This is a genomic window from Aureimonas altamirensis (assembly GCF_023702225.1).
Taxonomy (GTDB): Bacteria; Pseudomonadota; Alphaproteobacteria; order Rhizobiales; family Rhizobiaceae; genus Aureimonas; species Aureimonas altamirensis_B.
The window spans coordinates 114825-133368 of sequence record NZ_JAMQCO010000002.1 but is presented as its reverse complement, the minus strand read 5'-3'; the positions used below and the strand labels follow the sequence as shown (position 1 = coordinate 133368).

17 protein-coding genes are annotated in these 18544 nt (G+C 65.6%); 8 read left to right on the top strand and 9 right to left on the bottom strand.

What is annotated here, in order from left to right; genetic code table 11:
• Positions 1 to 43: 43 nt before the first annotated feature.
• The 7 genes from NDN16_RS03360 (at position 44) to NDN16_RS03330 (ending at position 6863) form a co-directional block, all read left to right on the top strand.
• Entirely contained in the window at positions 44 to 808 is a 765-nt protein-coding gene (locus NDN16_RS03360) for an ATP-binding cassette domain-containing protein (protein ID WP_353050189.1), read from the top strand.
• Complete coding sequence (locus NDN16_RS03355) at positions 805 to 1815, top strand: ABC transporter permease (protein WP_251112211.1); 1011 nt, start codon at positions 805 to 807, stop codon at positions 1813 to 1815. Before NDN16_RS03360 ends, NDN16_RS03355 begins: the two co-directional genes overlap by 4 nt.
• 4 nt (positions 1816 to 1819) lie before the next feature.
• Complete coding sequence (locus NDN16_RS03350; RefSeq protein WP_251112210.1) at positions 1820 to 2920, top strand: phosphotriesterase family protein; 1101 nt, start codon at positions 1820 to 1822, stop codon at positions 2918 to 2920.
• Positions 2917 to 3807, top strand: coding sequence for a PfkB family carbohydrate kinase (locus tag NDN16_RS03345; protein WP_251112209.1), 891 nt, complete (start codon positions 2917 to 2919; stop codon positions 3805 to 3807). Before NDN16_RS03350 ends, NDN16_RS03345 begins: the two co-directional genes overlap by 4 nt.
• Before the next feature lie 2 nt (positions 3808 to 3809).
• Entirely contained in the window at positions 3810 to 4649 is an 840-nt protein-coding gene (locus NDN16_RS03340) for a BtpA/SgcQ family protein (protein WP_251112208.1), read from the top strand.
• A complete protein-coding gene (locus tag NDN16_RS03335; protein WP_251112207.1) occupies positions 4646 to 5881 on the top strand; it encodes a Zn-dependent hydrolase in 1236 nt (411 codons plus the stop codon). Before NDN16_RS03340 ends, NDN16_RS03335 begins: the two co-directional genes overlap by 4 nt.
• A gap of 187 nt (positions 5882 to 6068) precedes the next feature.
• The gene (locus NDN16_RS03330; RefSeq protein WP_251112206.1) at positions 6069 to 6863 is read left to right on the top strand and encodes an outer membrane protein; all 795 of its coding nucleotides are present in this window, start codon (positions 6069 to 6071) and stop codon (positions 6861 to 6863) included.
• 43 nt (positions 6864 to 6906) lie between these two features.
• Here the strand turns inward: NDN16_RS03330 and NDN16_RS03325 are convergent, their stop codons facing one another.
• The 9 genes from NDN16_RS03325 to NDN16_RS03285 form a co-directional block, all read right to left on the bottom strand.
• A complete protein-coding gene (locus tag NDN16_RS03325) occupies positions 6907 to 7881 on the bottom strand; it encodes a dihydrodipicolinate synthase family protein (protein ID WP_285292384.1) in 975 nt (324 codons plus the stop codon).
• Positions 7882 to 7940: 59 nt separating this feature from the next.
• Entirely contained in the window at positions 7941 to 8654 is a 714-nt protein-coding gene (locus tag NDN16_RS03320) for a GntR family transcriptional regulator (protein WP_251112205.1), read from the bottom strand.
• 106 nt (positions 8655 to 8760) lie between these two features.
• Positions 8761 to 9960 carry a zinc metallochaperone GTPase ZigA gene (gene zigA / locus NDN16_RS03315; RefSeq protein ID WP_251112204.1) on the bottom strand — a complete coding sequence of 400 codons (1200 nt, stop codon included), beginning with the start codon at positions 9958 to 9960 and terminating at the stop codon, positions 8761 to 8763.
• Positions 9961 to 10286: 326 nt separating this feature from the next.
• Positions 10287 to 12083 carry an ABC transporter ATP-binding protein gene (locus tag NDN16_RS03310; protein ID WP_251112203.1) on the bottom strand — a complete coding sequence of 599 codons (1797 nt, stop codon included), beginning with the start codon at positions 12081 to 12083 and terminating at the stop codon, positions 10287 to 10289.
• A 3-nt stretch (positions 12084 to 12086) separates the two neighbouring features.
• On the bottom strand, positions 12087 to 12941 hold the full coding sequence (locus NDN16_RS03305; RefSeq protein WP_435301056.1) for an ABC transporter permease: 855 nt from the start codon (positions 12939 to 12941) through the stop codon (positions 12087 to 12089).
• 2 nt (positions 12942 to 12943) lie between these two features.
• Entirely contained in the window at positions 12944 to 13894 is a 951-nt protein-coding gene (locus NDN16_RS03300; RefSeq protein WP_435301045.1) for an ABC transporter permease, read from the bottom strand.
• A gap of 22 nt (positions 13895 to 13916) precedes the next feature.
• Positions 13917 to 15434 carry an ABC transporter substrate-binding protein gene (locus NDN16_RS03295; RefSeq protein WP_251112201.1) on the bottom strand — a complete coding sequence of 506 codons (1518 nt, stop codon included), beginning with the start codon at positions 15432 to 15434 and terminating at the stop codon, positions 13917 to 13919.
• Between the two features lie 38 nt (positions 15435 to 15472).
• Complete coding sequence (locus NDN16_RS03290) at positions 15473 to 16954, bottom strand: M81 family metallopeptidase (protein ID WP_251112200.1); 1482 nt, start codon at positions 16952 to 16954, stop codon at positions 15473 to 15475.
• Entirely contained in the window at positions 16954 to 17337 is a 384-nt protein-coding gene (locus tag NDN16_RS03285; protein ID WP_251112199.1) for a RidA family protein, read from the bottom strand. Before NDN16_RS03285 ends, NDN16_RS03290 begins: the two co-directional genes overlap by 1 nt.
• A 119-nt stretch (positions 17338 to 17456) precedes the next feature.
• Here NDN16_RS03285 and NDN16_RS03280 point away from each other — a divergent pair, with 119 nt between their 5' ends.
• Complete coding sequence (locus tag NDN16_RS03280) at positions 17457 to 18527, top strand: D-TA family PLP-dependent enzyme (RefSeq protein WP_251112198.1); 1071 nt, start codon at positions 17457 to 17459, stop codon at positions 18525 to 18527.
• The last annotated feature ends 17 nt before the right edge of the window (positions 18528 to 18544 follow it).

Sequence of the window (18544 nt, the reverse complement as noted above, 5' to 3'; positions counted from 1 at the left end):
GGAATTGCCCATGCCATCGGCCCCTGCGGGAGACCGGGTCCATATGCGCGGCATCAGCAAGCGCTATGGCCCCATCCAGACGCTCGAAGACGTATCGCTGCGCCTTGCGCCGGGCGAGGTCCTGGGCCTCGTCGGCGACAACGGCGCCGGAAAATCCACCTTGTCCAAGGTGCTGTCGGGAGCGGTGGTTCCCGATAGCGGCATTATCGAGATCGACGGGCAGGCGGTCAGCTTCGCCTCGCCGGCCGATGCGCGTGCCGCGCATGTCGAAATGGTCTATCAGGACCTGTCCCTGTGCGACACGGTGGACGTCGCCGGCAATATCTTCCTGGGGCGTGAGCCGCGCCGCCGCGTGGCCGGCCTGCCGTTCCTGGACAAGGCGCGCATGCACGACGAGGCCCGCGCCATGCTGGATCGGCTCGGCATCGTCATCGCCGACACGCGGCTGAAGGTCGAGAACCTGTCGGGCGGGCAGCGCCAGTCCATCGCCATCGGACGGGCGGCCTCCTTCGACCCCAAGGTGCTCATCATGGACGAGCCCACCGCCGCGCTCGCGGTGGCGGAGGTGGAAGCGGTCCTGGACCTGATCCGCGCCGTTTCGGCGCGCGGCGTCAGCGTGATCCTGATCACCCATCGCCTGCAGGACCTGTTCCTCGTCTGCGACCGGATCCAGGTGATGTACGAGGGGCGGGCCATCGCCGAAAGGCGGGTCGAGGACACCAATGTCGAAGAGGTCGTCAACCTGATCGTCGGGCGCAAGTTCGATGCGCGGTCGGCGCGCCGCCATGTCGAGGAGCCCCGCCCATGAGCAACGCTCACCAGTCGCAGGGCGCGGCCTCCGCGCGGTTCCGCAAGGAAACGCTGGCCGACCGCTTCGTCGCCAATGGCGGGGTCGCCTCGATCGCCGTCTTCTTCATCGCCGTCTGCCTGCTGTTCGCCCTGTCCACCAACGCCTTCCTGTCGACGTCGAACCTCCTCAACGTCGTTCGCCAGTCCGCGCCGCTGCTGATCGTCGCCGCAAGCATGACCTTCGTGATCACGACCGGCGGCATCGACCTCTCGGTGGGATCGGTCCTGGCGCTCGTCTCGGCCTTGTCCGCCGCGCTGCTGCAGATGGGCCTGCCGTGGCCAGCCGTCATCCTGGCCATGCTGGCCCTCGGCTGCCTGATCGGGGCGATCCAGGGATTCTTCATCGCCTATGAGGGCATACCCGCCTTCATCGTCACGCTGGCCGGCCTTTCCGTGATCCGGGGCGTTGCGTTGCTGATAACGGGCGGCTATTCGATCCCCATCGCGCCGGAGAGCCCCTTCGTGGTGCTGGGGCGCGGCTGGCTGGCCGGCGTGCCGATACCGGCCTGGATCGCACTTGCGGTTCTCGTCGCGGCCTTCGTCGTGTTCAACTCCACGCGGTTCGGTCGCTATGTCACCGGCATCGGCGCCAATGCCGAGGCGGTGCGGCGCGCCGGCGTCGATACGAGGCGGATCGTACTGGGTGTCTACATGCTGTCGTCCGCCGCGGCTGCGCTGGCCGGCATCGTGCTGGCGGGGCGCCTCGGCTCCGGCTCGTCCAACGCCGGGCAGGGCTTCGAACTGGAGGTCATCGCCGCCGTGGTGCTGGGCGGCACCAGCCTTTTCGGCGGGCGCGGCTCCATGACGGGTACGCTGCTGGGTGCGCTGACGGTTGCCGTCATCGCCAACGGGCTGATCCTGTCACATATGTCGCCCTTCCTGACGCCGATCATCACCGGTTGCATCATCCTCATCGCCATATGGCTCAACTTCCGCCTCTTCCGGGGCACGGCACGGAGACGCTGAAGCCATGGGTCTCGATTTCCAGCCTCCCGGCGCGCATGCGTCGGGCGCGTCCGCGGGCATCGGCGTTCGCTCCGGCAACGTCATGACGGTGACCGGGCCCGTGCCGGTGGACGCGATGGGCATCACCCTGATGCACGAGCATATCGTCCTCGACGGCAGCGCAACCTGGCGCTGCCCCTGCGGCCCGGAAAACGAGGCGCTTTCGCAGGGGCCGGTGCGCATGGAGATCATCGGCGAGTTGCGGATGAACCCTTATGCGAACCTCGACAATGTATCGCTGCTGGATACGGATCTGGCGCTTGCGGAACTCGATCGCTTCCGGGCGCTGGGCGGCCACACGGTCGTCGAATGCACGAATTTCGGCATCGGCCGCGATCCCGCGAAGCTGGCGCGCATCGCCCGGATGAGCGGGCTGAAGATCGTGATGGGGACAGGGTTCTACCTGGAACATACCCATCCGGACTGGCTGGCCGGGATGGACGTCGACGCGGTGGCCGACTTCATCGTGGCCGATGTCGGCGGCGCTGCCGAGAAGCCAGAAATTTTGGCCGGCATCATCGGCGAGGTCGGCGTATCGAAGGACTTCACGCCTGCGGAGCTGAAATCGCTGCGCGGCTCGGCGCGTGCATCGGCCCGCACCGGCGTACCGCTATCGATCCATCTGCCGGGCTGGGAAAGGCTGGCGCACGCGGTGCTGGACGTGGTGGAGGAAGAGGGAGCGGACTTGTCGCATACGGTCCTGTGCCACATGAACCCCAGCCATTCCGACCCGGCCTACCAGGAAAGCCTTGCCCGGCGCGGCGCCTTTCTGGAATACGACATGATCGGCATGGATTATTACTATGCCGACCGGGATGCCCAATCCCCCAGCGACGAGGAAAACGCCCATGCCATCGCCGCCCTCGTGGAACGCGGCTTCGCCGACCGGATCCTCCTGTCGCAGGACGTCTTCCTGAAGATGATGCTGACGCGCTATGGTGGCTTCGGCTACGGGCATGTGCTGCGCCATTTCGTGCCGCGCCTGCGCCGCCTCGGCATGGAGGAGGCCGCCATCGACCGGATGCTCGTCGCCAATCCGCGCGCGGTCTTCGCGAGCCCGGCATGACGCTGCATGTCGTCGGCAATATCTGCGTGGATATCGCCATGCGCGTCGCCGCCTTGCCCGGCCCGGGCGAAACGGTGAACGCCGTGGAATGCCTGCGCGGGCCGGGAGGCAAGGGGGCAAACCAGGCCCTGGCCGCCACGCGCACCGGCGCGAAGGTCCGGTTCTGGAGCGCCTTGGGGCAGGATGCCGAGGGAAGCCGCCTCGTCGACACAGTGGCGGCTGCCGGCCTGCCCGTCATCGATATCGCAAGGGTAGAGGCGGCAACCGACATGTCGGTCGTGCTGGTATCCGCCTCGGCGGAAAACATCGTCGCGAGCTGCGTCGAATGCGCACGCGCCATCGGCGATGAAACGGTCGCGGCGGTGGCATCGGGTTTGAGGTCGGGCGATGCCATGCTGTTGCAGGGTAACCTTGCCCCGGCGGTCACCGGGGCGCTGGCCGCCTCGGCACGTCAGGCCGGCATCCGGCTGGCCGTCAACGCCAGCCCCCTGGACTCGTCCGCATTCCCGCCCTGCGACCTTCTGGTGGTCAACCGGGGCGAGGCGGAAAGCCTGTCCGGCCAGCGCGATATCGAGGCCGCCCTGCATACGCTTCATGGTCTTGGAGCGCGCGATGTCGTCGTGACGTTGGGCGCCGAGGGCGCCATAGGCCTGTGCGGCGGCAAGCGGTTCCGGCGGGCGGCGATACCCGTCGAGGCAGTGGATACGAGCGGGGCCGGAGATGTCTTCTGTGGCGTCGTCGCCGCCCTGTGGCATGCCGGCATGGCTTTGCCCGAGGCCGTCGGTATGGCGGTCGAGGCAGCCGCGCTGGCGGTGACGCGGCCCGGCACTTTCGAATCCTGCCCCGGCCGGGGCGAAATGCAGGCGATCATGCTGCGGAAGGACTAGACATGGCATCCAACGGCTCTCCCGTCGGACGCGGCGATACCGACACGCTGCGCCGCATCTTCGGCGTCGACAAACCCCTTATCGGCGTCGTCCACCTGATGCCCATCCCGGGCAGCCCCCGCTACGACGGCAGCGGCGTCGAAGCCTTGTACGAGCGTGGTCTGGCAGACGCCCGGGCCTATCTGGACAATGGCTGCCACGGCGTCATCGTGGAGAATCACGGTGACGTGCCCTTTGCCAAGCCCGACGATATCGGCCCCGAGACGAGCGCCGTCATGGCGGTGGTGGCGGACAGGATCCGGCGCGCGCTCCGGCGCCCGATGGGGATCAACGTTCTGGCCAACGCCGCCATCCCGGCGCTTGCCATCGCCACCGCATCGCAGGCCGCGTTCGTCCGGGTCAACCAATGGGCCAATGCCTATGTGGCGAACGAAGGTTTCATGGAGGGCGAGGCGGCGCGCGCCATGCGCTACCGTGCCCTGCTGCGCGCCAATGGCGTCAGCATCTTCGCCGATGCGCACGTGAAGCACGGCGCCCATGCCATCGTCGCCGACCGGCCGGTCGAGGAACTGGTGCGCGATCTCGTCTTCTTCGATGCCGATGTGGTGATCGCCACCGGCCAGCGGACGGGCCACGCGGCCGACCCTGCCTATATCGACATGATCCGGCAGGCGGGAGGGCTGCCGACACTTGTCGGCAGCGGCGTGACGCCGGACAATGTCAACGATATTCTTGCCGTCAGCGACGGCGTGATCGTTGCCAGCTCTCTCAAACATGACGGCGTATGGTGGAATGCGGTGGATCCGGAGCGCGTCCGTCGGTTCGCGGCTTCCGTCCGGTGACGCCCAAAGTCGATGCCGCGCGCCTTCTGGCGCGCATGGACGCATTTGCCGCCATCGGCGCGACGCCGAAGGGCGGCGTCAACCGGCAGGCGCTTTCGCCCGAAGACAGGCAGGCCCGCGCCATGCTGGCGGAGATCGTTGCGGCGCGCGGCTTCGCCCTGCGTCAGGACACGGCCTGCAACCTTTTTGCCCGGCGTGCGGGTATTGATGCCGACTTGCCGCCACTGCTGATCGGCAGCCATCTGGACAGCCAGCCGACAGGCGGACGTTTCGACGGGGCGCTCGGTGTCCTGGCTGCGCTGGAGGTGCTGGAAGCCCTGTCCGATGCTGGCGTCTCGACGCCGCGTCCCGTGGAACTCGTATCCTGGACGAACGAGGAAGGCAGCCGCTTCCAGCCGGGGGCGCTCGGGTCGCGCGCATTCGTGGAGGGCGGCCTGCGGCCGGAATGGCTGAAGGCCAGGGATAAGGCAGGGACGACACTCGAAGCGGCGTTGCGCGACACGCTGGCCGCCTTGCCCGGCGTGTGCGTGGAACGGCCCGGCCATCCGATAGCCGCCTATCTGGAGCTTCATATAGAGCAGGGCCCGGTGCTGGAGCGGGAAGGGATCGCCATCGGTGCTGTAACCGGCATCCAGGGCACGCGCTGGTACGACGTCACCTATACGGGTTCGGCGGCGCACGCCGGCACCACGCCGCTTGCCTTTCGTCGCGATCCGATGGCCGCGGCATCAGCCGCGCTTGCCGACCTGTTCCGCACGATCATGCCGGGCGACGAAGACGTCCGGCTGACCGTCGGCCGCATCGCGGCCTCGCCGGGGTCGATCAACGCCGTCCCGGCAGAGGTGCGATTTTCCATCGACCTGCGGCACCCGACCCCGCAGGGCCTGGCCCGGCACGAGGCCAGTGTGCGCGCGGTTCTGGCCGACGCCGCGCGCGATCATGGATGCAGCGTCGACGTGGTACCCATGATGGACATGGCCCCGGTGGCCTTCCCCGAAACGATGGTCGAATTGGTCGAAGAGGGGGCTCGTTCGGCCGGCGCCTCGCACCGGCGCATTTTGTCGGGGGCGTTTCACGATGCCACCTTCATTGCAGGCATCGCGCCTGCGGCCATGCTGTTTTCGCCATGCAGGGACGGCGTCAGCCACAACGAGGCGGAATTTGTGGACCCTGCCAGCGTCGTATGCGCGGCAGAGGTCTTGCTATCGACGTGTCTTCTGTGGCTTAAGTAAAGCTTGCGTCATCCCCGGCGCTAGAGCTCCCGAAAATCTTGGCAACCAAGGTGCGACAATTCGCGCAACAAGATTTTTTGAGCTGTTTTCATGCCTTCGGAAGTATTTTTCGTTTGAAGCGTGTCGCAAAAATTTCGCACTGACGGATAGTGCGTGCTGTACGCCTGTTTTCCCATGGAGGGGATTGATGAAGAAGTTTTTGGCCCTTGGCCTTTTGGCCGCGACGGCTGTCCCGGCTTCGGCCGCTGACGTGATCTATGAAGAGCCGATGGTAACGCCGGTGGTTGCGATGGCCGTTCCGTCCTGGACCGGCTTCTACCTGGGTGTCCAGGGCGGTGGCGGTTTCAACCCGTCGAACCCGGACAATTTCAGCATCGTGCCGAGCTTCCCCGGTGCTTTCCCGGGTAGCGCCTTCGGCAGCAACTACGAGTCCAGCTTCGAATCCGGCTTCGTCGGCGGCGGCCACGTCGGTTACGATTACCAGATGAACAACTGGGTCGTCGGTGCGGTGCTCGACATCAACGCATCGGACCTCGGCCAGCGCCAGAGCGCCTTCTCGAGCACACCGGCCTTCTACACGGCCGAGCGTGACCTCGATTATTTCGCCACGGGCCGCCTTCGCGCCGGTTACCTCGTCACCCCGACCACCCTGTTCTACGCGACGGGCGGTGTCGCCTACGGTGACGTCAGCTACAAGTTCTCCGCCAACTCGGCTCCGTTCGCCACGGCGACGGCCTTCTCCGACAGCAGCGACCGCTGGGGCTACACCGTCGGCGGCGGCATGGACTTCCTCGTCACCGATAACATCTCGTTCGGCGTCGAGTATCTCTACACCAATCTCGGCGACGACGATTCCTACACGCGCTTCGTGTCGGGTCCGTTCGGGGGCCCTGCCGGCAGCGGTGGCTTCACCGACTTCACCGGTTCGGACGACTTCGACTTCCACACGATCACGGCGAAGATTTCGTACCGCTTCAACTAAGATCATCAAGGGCCGCCCGATCGGGCGGCCCTTGTTCTTCAGGTCATGCGGCCTGGCGATACTCGCTTCCGAGCTTGCCGTTCCAGGCGGCATACCAGGCCTGGAACATGTCAAGCTGCGACTTCGCATAGCCGCGCTGGCTTGCCGACAGGCTATCGCTTTCGTTGAAGTGCAACTCGTATTCCGGGTTGCCGGTCAGCACCATCAGATATTTGTAGAACAGGACGAGGTCCGGCCCTTCGTCGAAGGTCGACAGGACATGCAGCGCGCTTTCCAGCTCCAGCGCGCGGCGGCGGGCCTCCGGATCGCCTTTCGCGGCACAGGCCGACAGGCTGCACAGGTGCAGCACTTCTGCCGGAAGCACATTGCCTATCCCGGTGATCGCGCCCTTCGCACCGCAATTGATGAAGCCGTGGCAGACTGCGGTATCCACGCCGACCATCAGCGTCACGGCGTCGTCCTGGCTGGTGATATGCTCTGCGGCATAGGTGAGGGAGTCCGTCCCGCCGAATTCTTTGAAGCCGACGAGGTTGGGATGCTCCGCGCGCAACGCGAAGAAGAGGTCCGCCTTCGTGGCGAAGCCGTAATAGGGGCTGTTGTAGATGACGGCGGGCAGGTCCGAAGCGGCCGACAGGATCGCCTTGAAATGCGCCTTCTGGGCTGCAGGCGAGGGCCCGCGCGACAGCACACGCGGAATGACCATCAACCCCCTGGCGCTGGCCTTCTGCGCGTGCGCGGCATGGGCGGCGGCAATGGCGGTGTTGACGGCTCCCGTTCCGGCGACAACCGAGATGCCCGCATCGGCCAGCCGCTCGACGCCCTCCATGCGCTGCGCATCGGTCAGCAGCGGCCAATCCCCCATCGAGCCGCAATAGACGACCGACGACATGCCCCGTCCCACGAGTTCGCGGCCCTTGCGCACCAGCGCATCGAAATCCGGCGTCCTGTCGGCCCTGCAGGGCGTCATCAGCGCCGGCATGCACCCTTCGAATACGGAATTGTCCACAACGCTCTCCATCAACTCGATCCTGATGCATCATAGGCGTTGTATTTTCTTTGTCGACATAAAATCGGCGATTACAGGGAAATTTCCGCGTTGATGCGCGCATCCGCGCTGACCGCCGTCTGGATATGGCCGATGATCTGTCGTGCGTGTGCCGCGGCGAGGGCGTCGGCCTCGTCCACCGCGCGCCGCCCGATCGCGGCGATCAACGCCTCGTGCTCGTCCACATAGGGGCGCGGGAGCATGTCGTTGAAGCTGGAATAATAAAGCCGCAGGATGCGGCGGCCTTCGTCGAGCAGGCGCGTGAACAGGTCGGTGTAATAGGCGTTGCCGCCGGCCCGTGCGATTTCCAGATGGAAATCTCGGTTGGTCGCGATCATCGCCAGCGCATCGCGCCCGGCAACCGCTGCCGCAAAGTCGGCCTGGCGTGCCTCGATCGCCTTCATCTCGTCCGCGTCGTGGTTGGCGGCCGCCAGCCGGGCCGTAACGCGATACATCAAGGTCAGCGCATCGAAGAAATGCGGCAGGTTCAGGAAGTCGATCGGCGCCACGATGGTGGCCCGGTTCGGCAAGGTGACCAGCAGTCCTTCGCTGAGCAGGCGCACCATCGCCTCGCGGATGGGCGTGCGCGACATGGCGAAACGGGCAGAGAGCTGCACTTCGTCCATGGCGCTTCCTGGTTTGAGCTTCAGCTCCACGATCTCGTTGCGCAGCGTCTCGTAGACGAAGCCCACGCCGGCCCCGCGCTTGTGGGTCGGCGTATCCTGCATGCCTGCGCTGTCGGCCATGGCCAGCCCTTTCCTCCGGTTCATCGGGGCAGGTTGACCATATTCCGCGACGCCAGGCTATGCGCAGTTTCCGTACAAGGGATCGACCCCCTGCATCTCCATCGCGTCACGCAGCCCGTGGCCAGGCGGGAAGCGGATCCGGCAGCCGGCTCCAGGCCTCGGGCAGGAAGCCGTCGGAAGCCACGAGACAGGCGTCCAGCTCGGCCCGGATGGCCGCTTCGTCCATCGGATCGGTGCCGATGAAGACGATTTCCTGGCGCCTGTCACCCCATACGGGATCCATGAGGCCGCTCATCATCGCTTGCCATTCGGGATGCTCCGGCCAATGCCGCTTCGGCACCGCCGCCCACCAGAAACCGCGCTTGCCCGTGCGTACGAGGCCGCCGGCCTGGCTGATCTCTCCCACGAAGTCGGGACGCGTCGCCAGCCAGAAGAAGCCCTTCGCCCGCACGACACCCGGCCAGGCTCTTTCGACGAAGGCCTGGAAGCGTGTCGGCTCGAAGGGGCGGCGGGCGCGATAGACGAAGGACCGGATCCCGTATTCATCGGTTTCGGGCATGTGGTCCGCGAAGCCGTTCAGTTCGCGGAACCACAATGGATGCTCATGCGCCTTCTCGAAGTCGAAAAGGCCTGTGCCCAGAATGGCTTTCGGATGTACCTCGCCGAAATCGGCCTCGACGATCTGCGCGTCGGCGTTCAGGGCCCGGATGATCCTGCGCGCCGCCTTGAGCTCTTCGGCATCGGCCGACGAAACCTTGTTCAGGACGACCACATCCGCGAACTCGATCTGCTCGACCAGCAGGTCCACAAGCCGCCGTTCGTCGTCCTCGCCGAGGGATTCGCCCCGCTCCCGGATGAAATCGGCCGAGGCGTAATCGGTGAGGAGATTGGCTGCGTCCACCACCGTAACCATCGTATCCAGCCGCGCGATATCGGACAGGCTGTCTCCCGCCTCGTCCCGAAACTCGAACGTCGCCGCGACGGGCAGGGGCTCGGCGATGCCGGTGGATTCGATCAGGAGATAGTCGAAACGCTCCTGCCGGGCCAGGTCGCGCACCTCGGCCAGGAGATCGTCGCGCAGGGTGCAGCATATGCAGCCATTGGTCATCTCGACCAGCTTTTCATCGGTGCGCGACAGGTTGGCCCCGCCATCGCGCACGAGACTGGCGTCGATGTTCACCTCGCTCATGTCGTTGACGATGACGGCGACCCGCATTCCATCCCGATTGGCCAGGACATGATTAAGAAGGGTGGTCTTGCCGGCTCCCAGGAAACCCGAGAGAACGGTGACAGGCAGGCGTGGCATGGACGGTTCCTCATCTTGCGCGAAATGACGGTAAGCACATTGGCTTGTAATGTTATAAAGTAACATTGACAAGTCGGTGACGGGATGTTCGTCGGCAACCGCGGGTTGGACATAATGTCCAATCCGCGCTTTCGGCGCCCAGGCTTATAAGGCCGGGGCGGCGCGACGGCAGGCGCCGCGGATTTCCATCGCAAACTGCCGAAGGGTTTGACCGATATGGATATGAGCCAGAAGAAGCTTGTGTTTTACGTGACGACGCTGACGGCGGCTTGCCTGTCGTTCCTGGCGGTCGCGCTGACGGTGATGATGCCCGCCTGACGGATATCTCAGGCGGCGCGCTGGACGTAGTGCCCCGGTCCGACTTCTTCGTAGACGCGCGTCGGCGGCACGTAGTCGAGCGGCCGGAACGGACTTTTCAGTTCGTTAGACAGCCTGGGCGGCAGGCTACCGCGCGCTGCCGGGTCCGGAATGGGCACGGCGTCGATCAGCCGCCGCGTATAAGGGTGCGCCGGATTGCCGAAGACGCTCCGGCGCGGCCCGATCTCAACGATCTCGCCCAGATACATCACGGCCACGCGGTGGCTGATCCGCTCCACCACCGCCATGTCGTGCGAAATGAACAGGTAGGCGAGCCCCATCTCCTGCTGGAGCTCCATCAGCAGGTTGGCGACCTGCGCCTTCACTGAGACGTCGAGCGCCGAAACGGCCTCGTCCGCCACGATGAGCCGCGGCGAGACGGCGAGGGCGCGTGCAATGGAGATGCGCTGGCGCTGGCCGCCCGAAAATTCGTGCGGATAGCGACCGGCGACCGAGGCCGGAAGCCCGACCTGGTCCAGAAGCGACGATACGCGCTGGCGCGCCTCGGCCCTTCCCATCAGCCGGTGAGACAGGATCGGCTCGGCGATGGCGGCGCCGACGCTCATGCGCGGGTTGAGCGAGGCGAACGGGTCCTGGAAGATCATCTGCGCCGTACGCCGCATGCGCCGCAAGCCCGCGCCCTCGGCCGCCAGTACATCCTGCCCGTCGATTTCCACGCGCCCTTCGCTTGCCCGTGTCAGGCCGAGTATCGTGCGGCCGGTGGTGGACTTGCCGCAGCCGGATTCGCCGACGAGGGCCAGCGTCTCTCCTGGCCGGATGTCGAAGGAAACGTTTTCCACCGCGTGGACGCGGCCCGCATGGACCTCGAAGCGTGTCGACAAGGACGACACTTTCAGGATCGGTTCCGGCGCCGCGACGGCGGGCGGCATCATTTCCCGGCCTTCCGAAGTCGCGCCGGTGGCGGCGTCGACATCCGGAAACCGCCTGGGGTTGGCGAAGCCGGACATTGCGCCGAGACGTGGTATGGCGGCCAGCAACGCCTTCGTATAGGGCTGCCTCGGACGCGCGAAGATCTCTTCCGTCCGACCCGTCTCCACCATGTCTCCACGCAGCATGACCAGCGTCCTGTCCGCAACCTCGGCCACCACCCCCATATCGTGGGTGATGAACAGGACGGCCATGGTCTCCTCGCGCTGCAGTTCTCGGATCAGATGCAGGATCTCGGCCTGGATGGTGACGTCCAGCGCCGTCGTCGGCTCGTCTGCGATCAGCAGCCTGGGCCTGCAGGCAAGCGCCATCGCGATCATGACGCGCTGGCGCATGCCGCCCGAAAACTTGTGCGGATATTCTGCAAGCCGGGCGCGGGCCTCAGGTATACGCACCCGATCCATCAGGCGCAGCGCTTCCGCCTCGGCCTGCCGCCAAGACAGGTCGCGATGCAGCACCAGCGCTTCCGCGAGCTGGTTTCCGATGGTGAAGACCGGGTTGAGCGAGGTCATCGGCTCCTGAAAGATCATGCCGATCTGTCCGCCGCGAACGGCCCTCATTTCCTTTTCCGACAGGGCCAGAAGGTCGCGTCCGTCCAGCCGGATACGACCTTCGATCCGGGACGTCCGGGGCGGCAGCAGGCGCATGGCGGACAGCGCCGTGACGCTTTTGCCGGAGCCGGATTCTCCGACGATGGCGACGGTTTCGCCGGCATCCACGCTGAGGTCGATGTTGCGGATGACGTTACGCCATCCGTCTTCGGTTCGGAACGCGGTCGTGAGTTGCTCGATCTGCAGGACAGGCTGCTTCACGTTCATGGCTCAGACCCCTTTTGCAAGGCGCGGATCGACGAGGTCGCGCAGGCCGTCGCCGACCAGTTGCAGCGACAGGACGGAGAAGACGATGGCAAGGCCGGGAAAGATCATCAGCCACGGCGCGTTGTTCATGTATTCGCGGCCCGAGGCCAGCATCGTGCCCCATGTGGGCTGATCCGACGACGCTCCCACCCCAAGGAAGGACAGGCTCGCCTCGGCCAGCATCGCGGCGGCGAAGATGAAGGTCGCCTGCACGAGGATGGGAGACGCGAGGTTCAACAGGACATGCCGCAGCAGGATCTGCCATGTCGGCAAGCCGAGCGCGATGGCCGCGTCGATATAGGGCAACTCCCGCAGGACCAGTGTCGAGCCGCGCACGATGCGGGCAAGTCGCGGCGCATAGGTGATGCCGAGCGCCAGAATGACGTTGAGCAGCGACGGGCCGAGCGCCGCGACGAGCGCTATGGCCAGCAGGATGTCGGGAAACGACATCATCGCATCCAGCAGCCGCGAGATGGGGGCATCGAGCCGCCGGAAGTAGCCTGCCAGAACCCCAAGGAAGACACCGAGCACGGTGGATATCGCCACGACGCCGAGGCTGACCAGAAGCGAGACGCGGCCCGCATGGATGGCGCGCGAAAAGATGTCGCGTCCGAATTCGTCGGTCCCGAAGAGATGAGCGGCCGAAGGCGCCTGCAACCGGTTGACGATGGACAGCTTGTTGGGCGCGTAGGGCGCCACCAGCGGGGCCAGCACCGCGGCCAGGACCACGATCGTCAGGATGACGATGCCGATCAGGATGGCCTTGTTGCCGACGAGCCGGCGCAGGCTTTTGCCGAATGGCGAGGCGAGAGACGGCATGGTCATGTGCGCACCCTCGGGTCCACGGCGAGGTAGAGCATGTCCACCACGAAGTTGATGAGAACGTAGATTGCCGCGATCACCAGCAGTGCACCCTGGATCACGGGGTAGTCGCGGCGCAGGACGGCCTGCACGACCAGGTTGCCGATGCCTGGAAGGCCGAAGACGGTTTCCGTCACCACCGCGCCGGCTACCAGAAGCGCGATGGACAGGCCGATCACGGTGATGATCGGGATCAGCGCGTTCTTCAGCGCGTGCTTCAGGATGACGCGGCCGGCGCTGGCGCCCTTGGCGCGCGCCGTTCGCACATAGTCTTCTCCGAGCACGTCCAGCATGGCGGCCCGGGTGAAGCGCGTGATGAGGGCCGAGTTGACGATGCCGAGAGCCAAAGCCGGCAGGACGAGGTGCCACAGCCTGTCGAGGAAGCGTGTGTCCGGCCCTCCGTATCCTGAGGCGGGAAACCAGCCGAGACCGACCGCGAAACTCTGGATGAGAATGAGGCCCAGCCAGAAGCTGGGCACGCTGGCGGCCACCATGGTCAGCCCGACGACGATCTGGTCGAACAGCGTGCCGCGCCTGACCGCCGACAGGATGCCGACGGGCAGGGCGATGGAAACGGCGATCAGGATGGAGAACAGCGTCAGGAAGAAGGTCGGCTCCGCCCGCGACGCCAGCGCGGTGGTGACCGGCTGGCCGAGGAAGATCGACTGGCCAAGATCGCCGCGCACGACGTCGAGCACGAAATGCCCGTACTGCTGCAGGATGGGCGCGTCGAGCCCGAGCCGTGCCCTCAGGGCCGCGACATCCTCGGGCGTCGCGTCGGAGCCCAGCATAACAGCCGCCGGATCGCCCGGCGTCACCCGCACGATCACGAAAACCACCGTCACGACGAGCGCCAGCACCACCAGCATGCCGCCCAGGCGCTTCAAAAGCGCGTAAAGCAACCGGGACATCACGTTCCTCCAGTCGTCGGATTCAGCCCTTGGGCGTCACGTTCCAGAAGCGCGGCCAGTAGGCGGCCTGATATCCGGTGACGCCGTTGGCGAGGCCGCCGAGCGCATTGAAGTTGCCGACCTTCACCAGCGGTGCGTCGTCGTAGATGACGGTCTGGATCTTTTCCCATGCGGCGAAGCGGTCGTCGTTCGTCGTCGCCTGCAGGAAGGCGCCCACTGCCTCCGCCTTGGCGTCGGACGTGTACCAGCCGGGATAGGTGTCGGTTATGGTATTCAACGTGGAAGGGTCGCCCGGGAAATTGGAGTGGGTGATGAAGATGTCCCACTGCCCCTTGTCGGCGCGCCGTGTCGTCAGCGTTGCCCAATCCACCACCTGCAGGTCCACGGTGAAGCCGGCGGCTTCCAGATAGGCCTTGGCGACCTCGCCGGTCTTGTAATGGAACTCGTACTGGCGGCTGGTCAGTATGCGGATCGGCGTGCCGTCATAGCCGGCTTCTTCCATCAGGGCGGCGGCGGCTTCCGGGTCGCCCTCGCCGTATCGCTCGACGCCGGCTTCCGTGTGCCAGAAGAAGCCTTCCGGGAAGAAGGCGCCATCGACGCTGAAGAAGCGCTCGTCCGAGAAGGCCGCCAGCATCAGATCGCCGGGGTTTAGCGCCACCTGCACCGCTTGCCGCAGCGTCTTGTCGGTCAGGGGGCCCTCCGCCATGTTCATGTTGAGCGACGTCCAGCCCGCATTCTCGAAGATGACGGGCTCGACGTTGTCCCCCCCGTCGATCCGCTCGAAGGCGCTGACCGGCAGTGCGTCGGCGTAATCGTACTGGCCGGCGATCAACCCTTCCACGCGGGTATTGGCGTCGGGCACGGGCACGAAGCGGATCTCGCCGGCGATGGCCTCCCGGCGGCCGGCATAGTTGGACGGCTCGCCCTCCGGCGACTTGTACTCCTCGAAGCGAACGAGCTGGGTATACTGGTCCGGCCGGCGCTCCTGCAGCTTGTAGGGGCCGGTGCCGACGAATTCGGTCAACTGGTCGCCCAGCTTCTCGGAGGGCAGGATGGGCGAGCCTTGCGACAGCGTCGCAAGCAGCGGCGAGTAACGCGACTTCAGCGTGATGGTGACAGCATCCTCTCCATCCGGCGCGACGTCCGCGATCACTTCCGCCACTTGCCGGCCCTTGGAGTTGACTGTCATCCAGCGCTTCAGCGAGGCCACCACATCGGCGGAATCGAATGGGCTTCCGTCATGGAAGGTCACGCCCTCTCGCAACGGGATGCGATAGGTCAGGCCATCTTCCGAGATTTCGGGCATGTCCGCCGCAAGGAGCGGCTTCGGCTGCCATTCGGAATCATAGGTGTAGAGCGTCTCGAAGATATGCTGGGTAATGGTCAGCACGATATCGGTCGGCGTCTGCATGACGTCCAGCGTCGGCGGCTCGCCGATCGTCGCCACGGTCAGGACGCCGCCGGAGGATTGTGCGAGGGCGATGCCGCTGGCGCCGGTCGTCATGGCGGCGAGGCTGGCTGCGAGAAGCATTTTCTTCATGGCATTGCTCCTTGTGGTCTTCGTGGGCATTCGGTGGTTCAGCCTTCCAGGCCGAGCGGATCGGCAACGCGCGGCCACAGGCCGAGGCTGGCCTTGCGATAGGGCGTCGTCGCCGGGTCCGTCGGGTAGCTCGTCGGCGCGGCGATGTAGACGATGTCTGCAGCGACCGGCGCGAAACCGGCGTGGAAATGGTTTGTCGATTTTACCAGCAGGATGGCCTTCGAGGCGAAATCGATCCCGAGATTGGCGAAGATCGAAGGCTCGTAGGTTTGCGTGCGGCTGGTAATGAGGACGATGTCGATCTTCGTGCCGACGATCCGCACGACGGCGGCGCGCCCAAGCGTCACGCGGCTGTTGCGGAAGCTCTGCCAGCCCGCCGTCTTGGTTTTCAGCACCGTTACGCGCGCATCCAGCGGTTCGCCTCCATGGCGGGAGGACTTGCCCCCGAAACGCAGTTCGATCTCCGCGCCTTCGCCGGCGGCATGACAGAAGGATACCGCGACCGGATCCCAGATGGTTGCGACGGCGACATCGTCGATGCCGCGTTCGATGATGCGGCGCAGGATGTTGGTGGCGTCGCCCGCCACCCCGCCGCCCGGATTGTCCCAGACATCGGCGATCACCACGGGCTTGCCGCTGCCGCGTCCCTGGATATCCAGCGCCGCGTCCAGTCCGGCGTCGATGCCCAGCATCGGCATGGCCGTATCGCGGCGCATGGCATAGAGCGCGTGGCCCAACGTCTCGGCGAGCCGCTCGCCCTTGGGCCTGTCTGCGTCGCTGACGACCACGATGCGCGTGCCCATCTCGGGCACATCGCCCGCCATGAAACCGTGGATGACGGAAATGGACAGGATGCCGTCCGTGCCCTCGAGCGCCTTCAGCCTGTCGACGAAGGAGCGCATCGGCTCCCGGCTGGTCGGGTAGATGGTAATCATGCGGCAGTCGAAGGTAGAGATCACCGGATGGATTTCGCCGCGCAGCGTGCGCAGCGCAAGATCCACGAGATGTTCGCCGCGCTCCTCGAAATCCGTATGCGGAAACTCCAGAAAGGCGGCCAGGACGTCCAGTTGCGCAACGCGCAACGGCGTCAGGTGGCTGTGCGGATCGAACTCCGCCGCGATCAGGACATCCGGGCCCACCATGGCGCGGATGCGCGACAGGAAGTCGCCCTCCGGGTCGTCATAGCCCTGCGCCACCATGGCGCCATGCAGGCCCAGCACCACGCCGTCCACCGGCAGCGCCGCCTGTAACTCTCCAAGGATCGTGTCGCGCAGACCCTCATATGTCTGCCGTTGGATCAGCCCCGCCGGCTCGGCCCAGCAGGATGTGCCCTCGATGACGGTAAAGCCTTCCGCCCGGCCGCGCCGCCGCAGGATCGGGACGGGCGAGGAACACAGGGTCGGTGTGTCGGGATGCTGGCCCGGCCCCGCATGGAACGCCGCCTTGAAGGAGTCGAGGTCGGTGGGGACCGGAGAGAACGTATTTGTCTCCGTTGCCAGCGAGGCGGTGAAGAGGCGCATCACTTCTTCCGATATGCGATGCAGTCGATCTCGACCTTGCAGTCCACCATCATGGAGGATTGGACGCAGGCCCGGGCCGGCGGATTGGCGCCGAAATACTCGGCGTAGACGCCGTTGAAGCTCCAGAAATCGCGTGGATCGTCCAGCCATACGCCCACACGCACGACGTCTTCCAGCCCGTAACCGGCTTCCTCGAGGATGGCGATGACGTTCTCCATCGTCTTGCGGGTTTCCGCCTGGATGCCGCCCTTGACGATCTCGCCATTCTCCATCGCGACCTGGCCCGAAACATAAAGCCAGCCATCCGCCTCGACCGCGCGGGCAAATGGCAGCGGCTGCTTGCCCGCACCGGACTGACCGGCGCCGTAACGTGACAAAGACATGATATGCTTCCTCATGTGCGTCCAATATATTGGACAACAGTCTGCAATTTCGGATTGACGTATAAGGAGGCCCGTTGCATTCCTTGTCAATCGAAGAAATCCATCGGAGGGCGTTCGCCATGCAGCTATCCACTATCGACGACATCGAAACGCCTGCGGTGCTGGTGGATCTGAAGACGGTACGAGCGAACATCGAACGCTTCCAGGCGCACGCCGATGCCATGGGCCTGCTCGCGCGCCCGCATATCAAGACGCACAAGTTGCCGGCCATCGCCGCGATGCAGATTGCGGCCGGCGCGGTGGGAATAACCTGTCAGAAGGTCGGGGAGGCCGAGGCGATGGTGGCCGGCCATCCCGAAATCTCCGACGTGCTGATAACCTACAACATCCTCGGGGCCGCCAAGGTGGCGCGGTTGAAAGACCTGTCGGGCAAGGTGAAACTCTCCGTCGTCGCCGACAATGCAACGGTGGTCGACGGCCTGTCCGCCGGATTTGCCGATGCGGCAGAGCCGCTGCGCGTGCTGGTGGAGTGCGATACGGGCGGCAAGCGGTGCGGCGTGACGTCGCCGGAAGCGGCGCACGATCTTGCCGTGCGCATCGCCGCGGCGCCCGGCCTCGTCTTCGATGGGCTGATGACCTATCCGGCCGCCGGCGGCGCTGCCACCGCCGCCGAATTCCTGAAAGCGGCCAAGGCCCTGATCGAGGCTGAGGGAATCGAAGTCGCGCGCGTCACATCGGGCGGTACGCCCGACATCTGGCAATCGCGGACCGATGGCATCGTGACGGAATACCGGCCGGGCACCTATGTCTACAACGATCGGTCGCTGGTGGCGCGGGGCGTAGCCGAGTTGGACGACTGCGCCCTGACCGTGCTAGCGACAGTCGTGTCGGTGCCGACACCCGGCCGCGCCATCATCGACGCCGGTTCAAAGGTACTGACCTCCGACCTTCTCGGCCTGACGGGCCATGGCGCGGTGCTCGGGCGGCCGGACCTGTCCATCGACCAGTTGTCGGAGGAGCATGGCCGCATCGTTTCAGACGGGCCGGTCGGGCTTTCGGTCGGCGACCGGGTGCGCATCGTGCCAAACCATGCCTGCGTCGTCACCAACATGTTCGACAGCGTCCACGTGCTGCTGGAAGATGGCGCCATCGAGCGGTGGGACGTGCCGGCGCGCGGAAAAGTCGTCTGAGGCTTGTACCGCGCGTG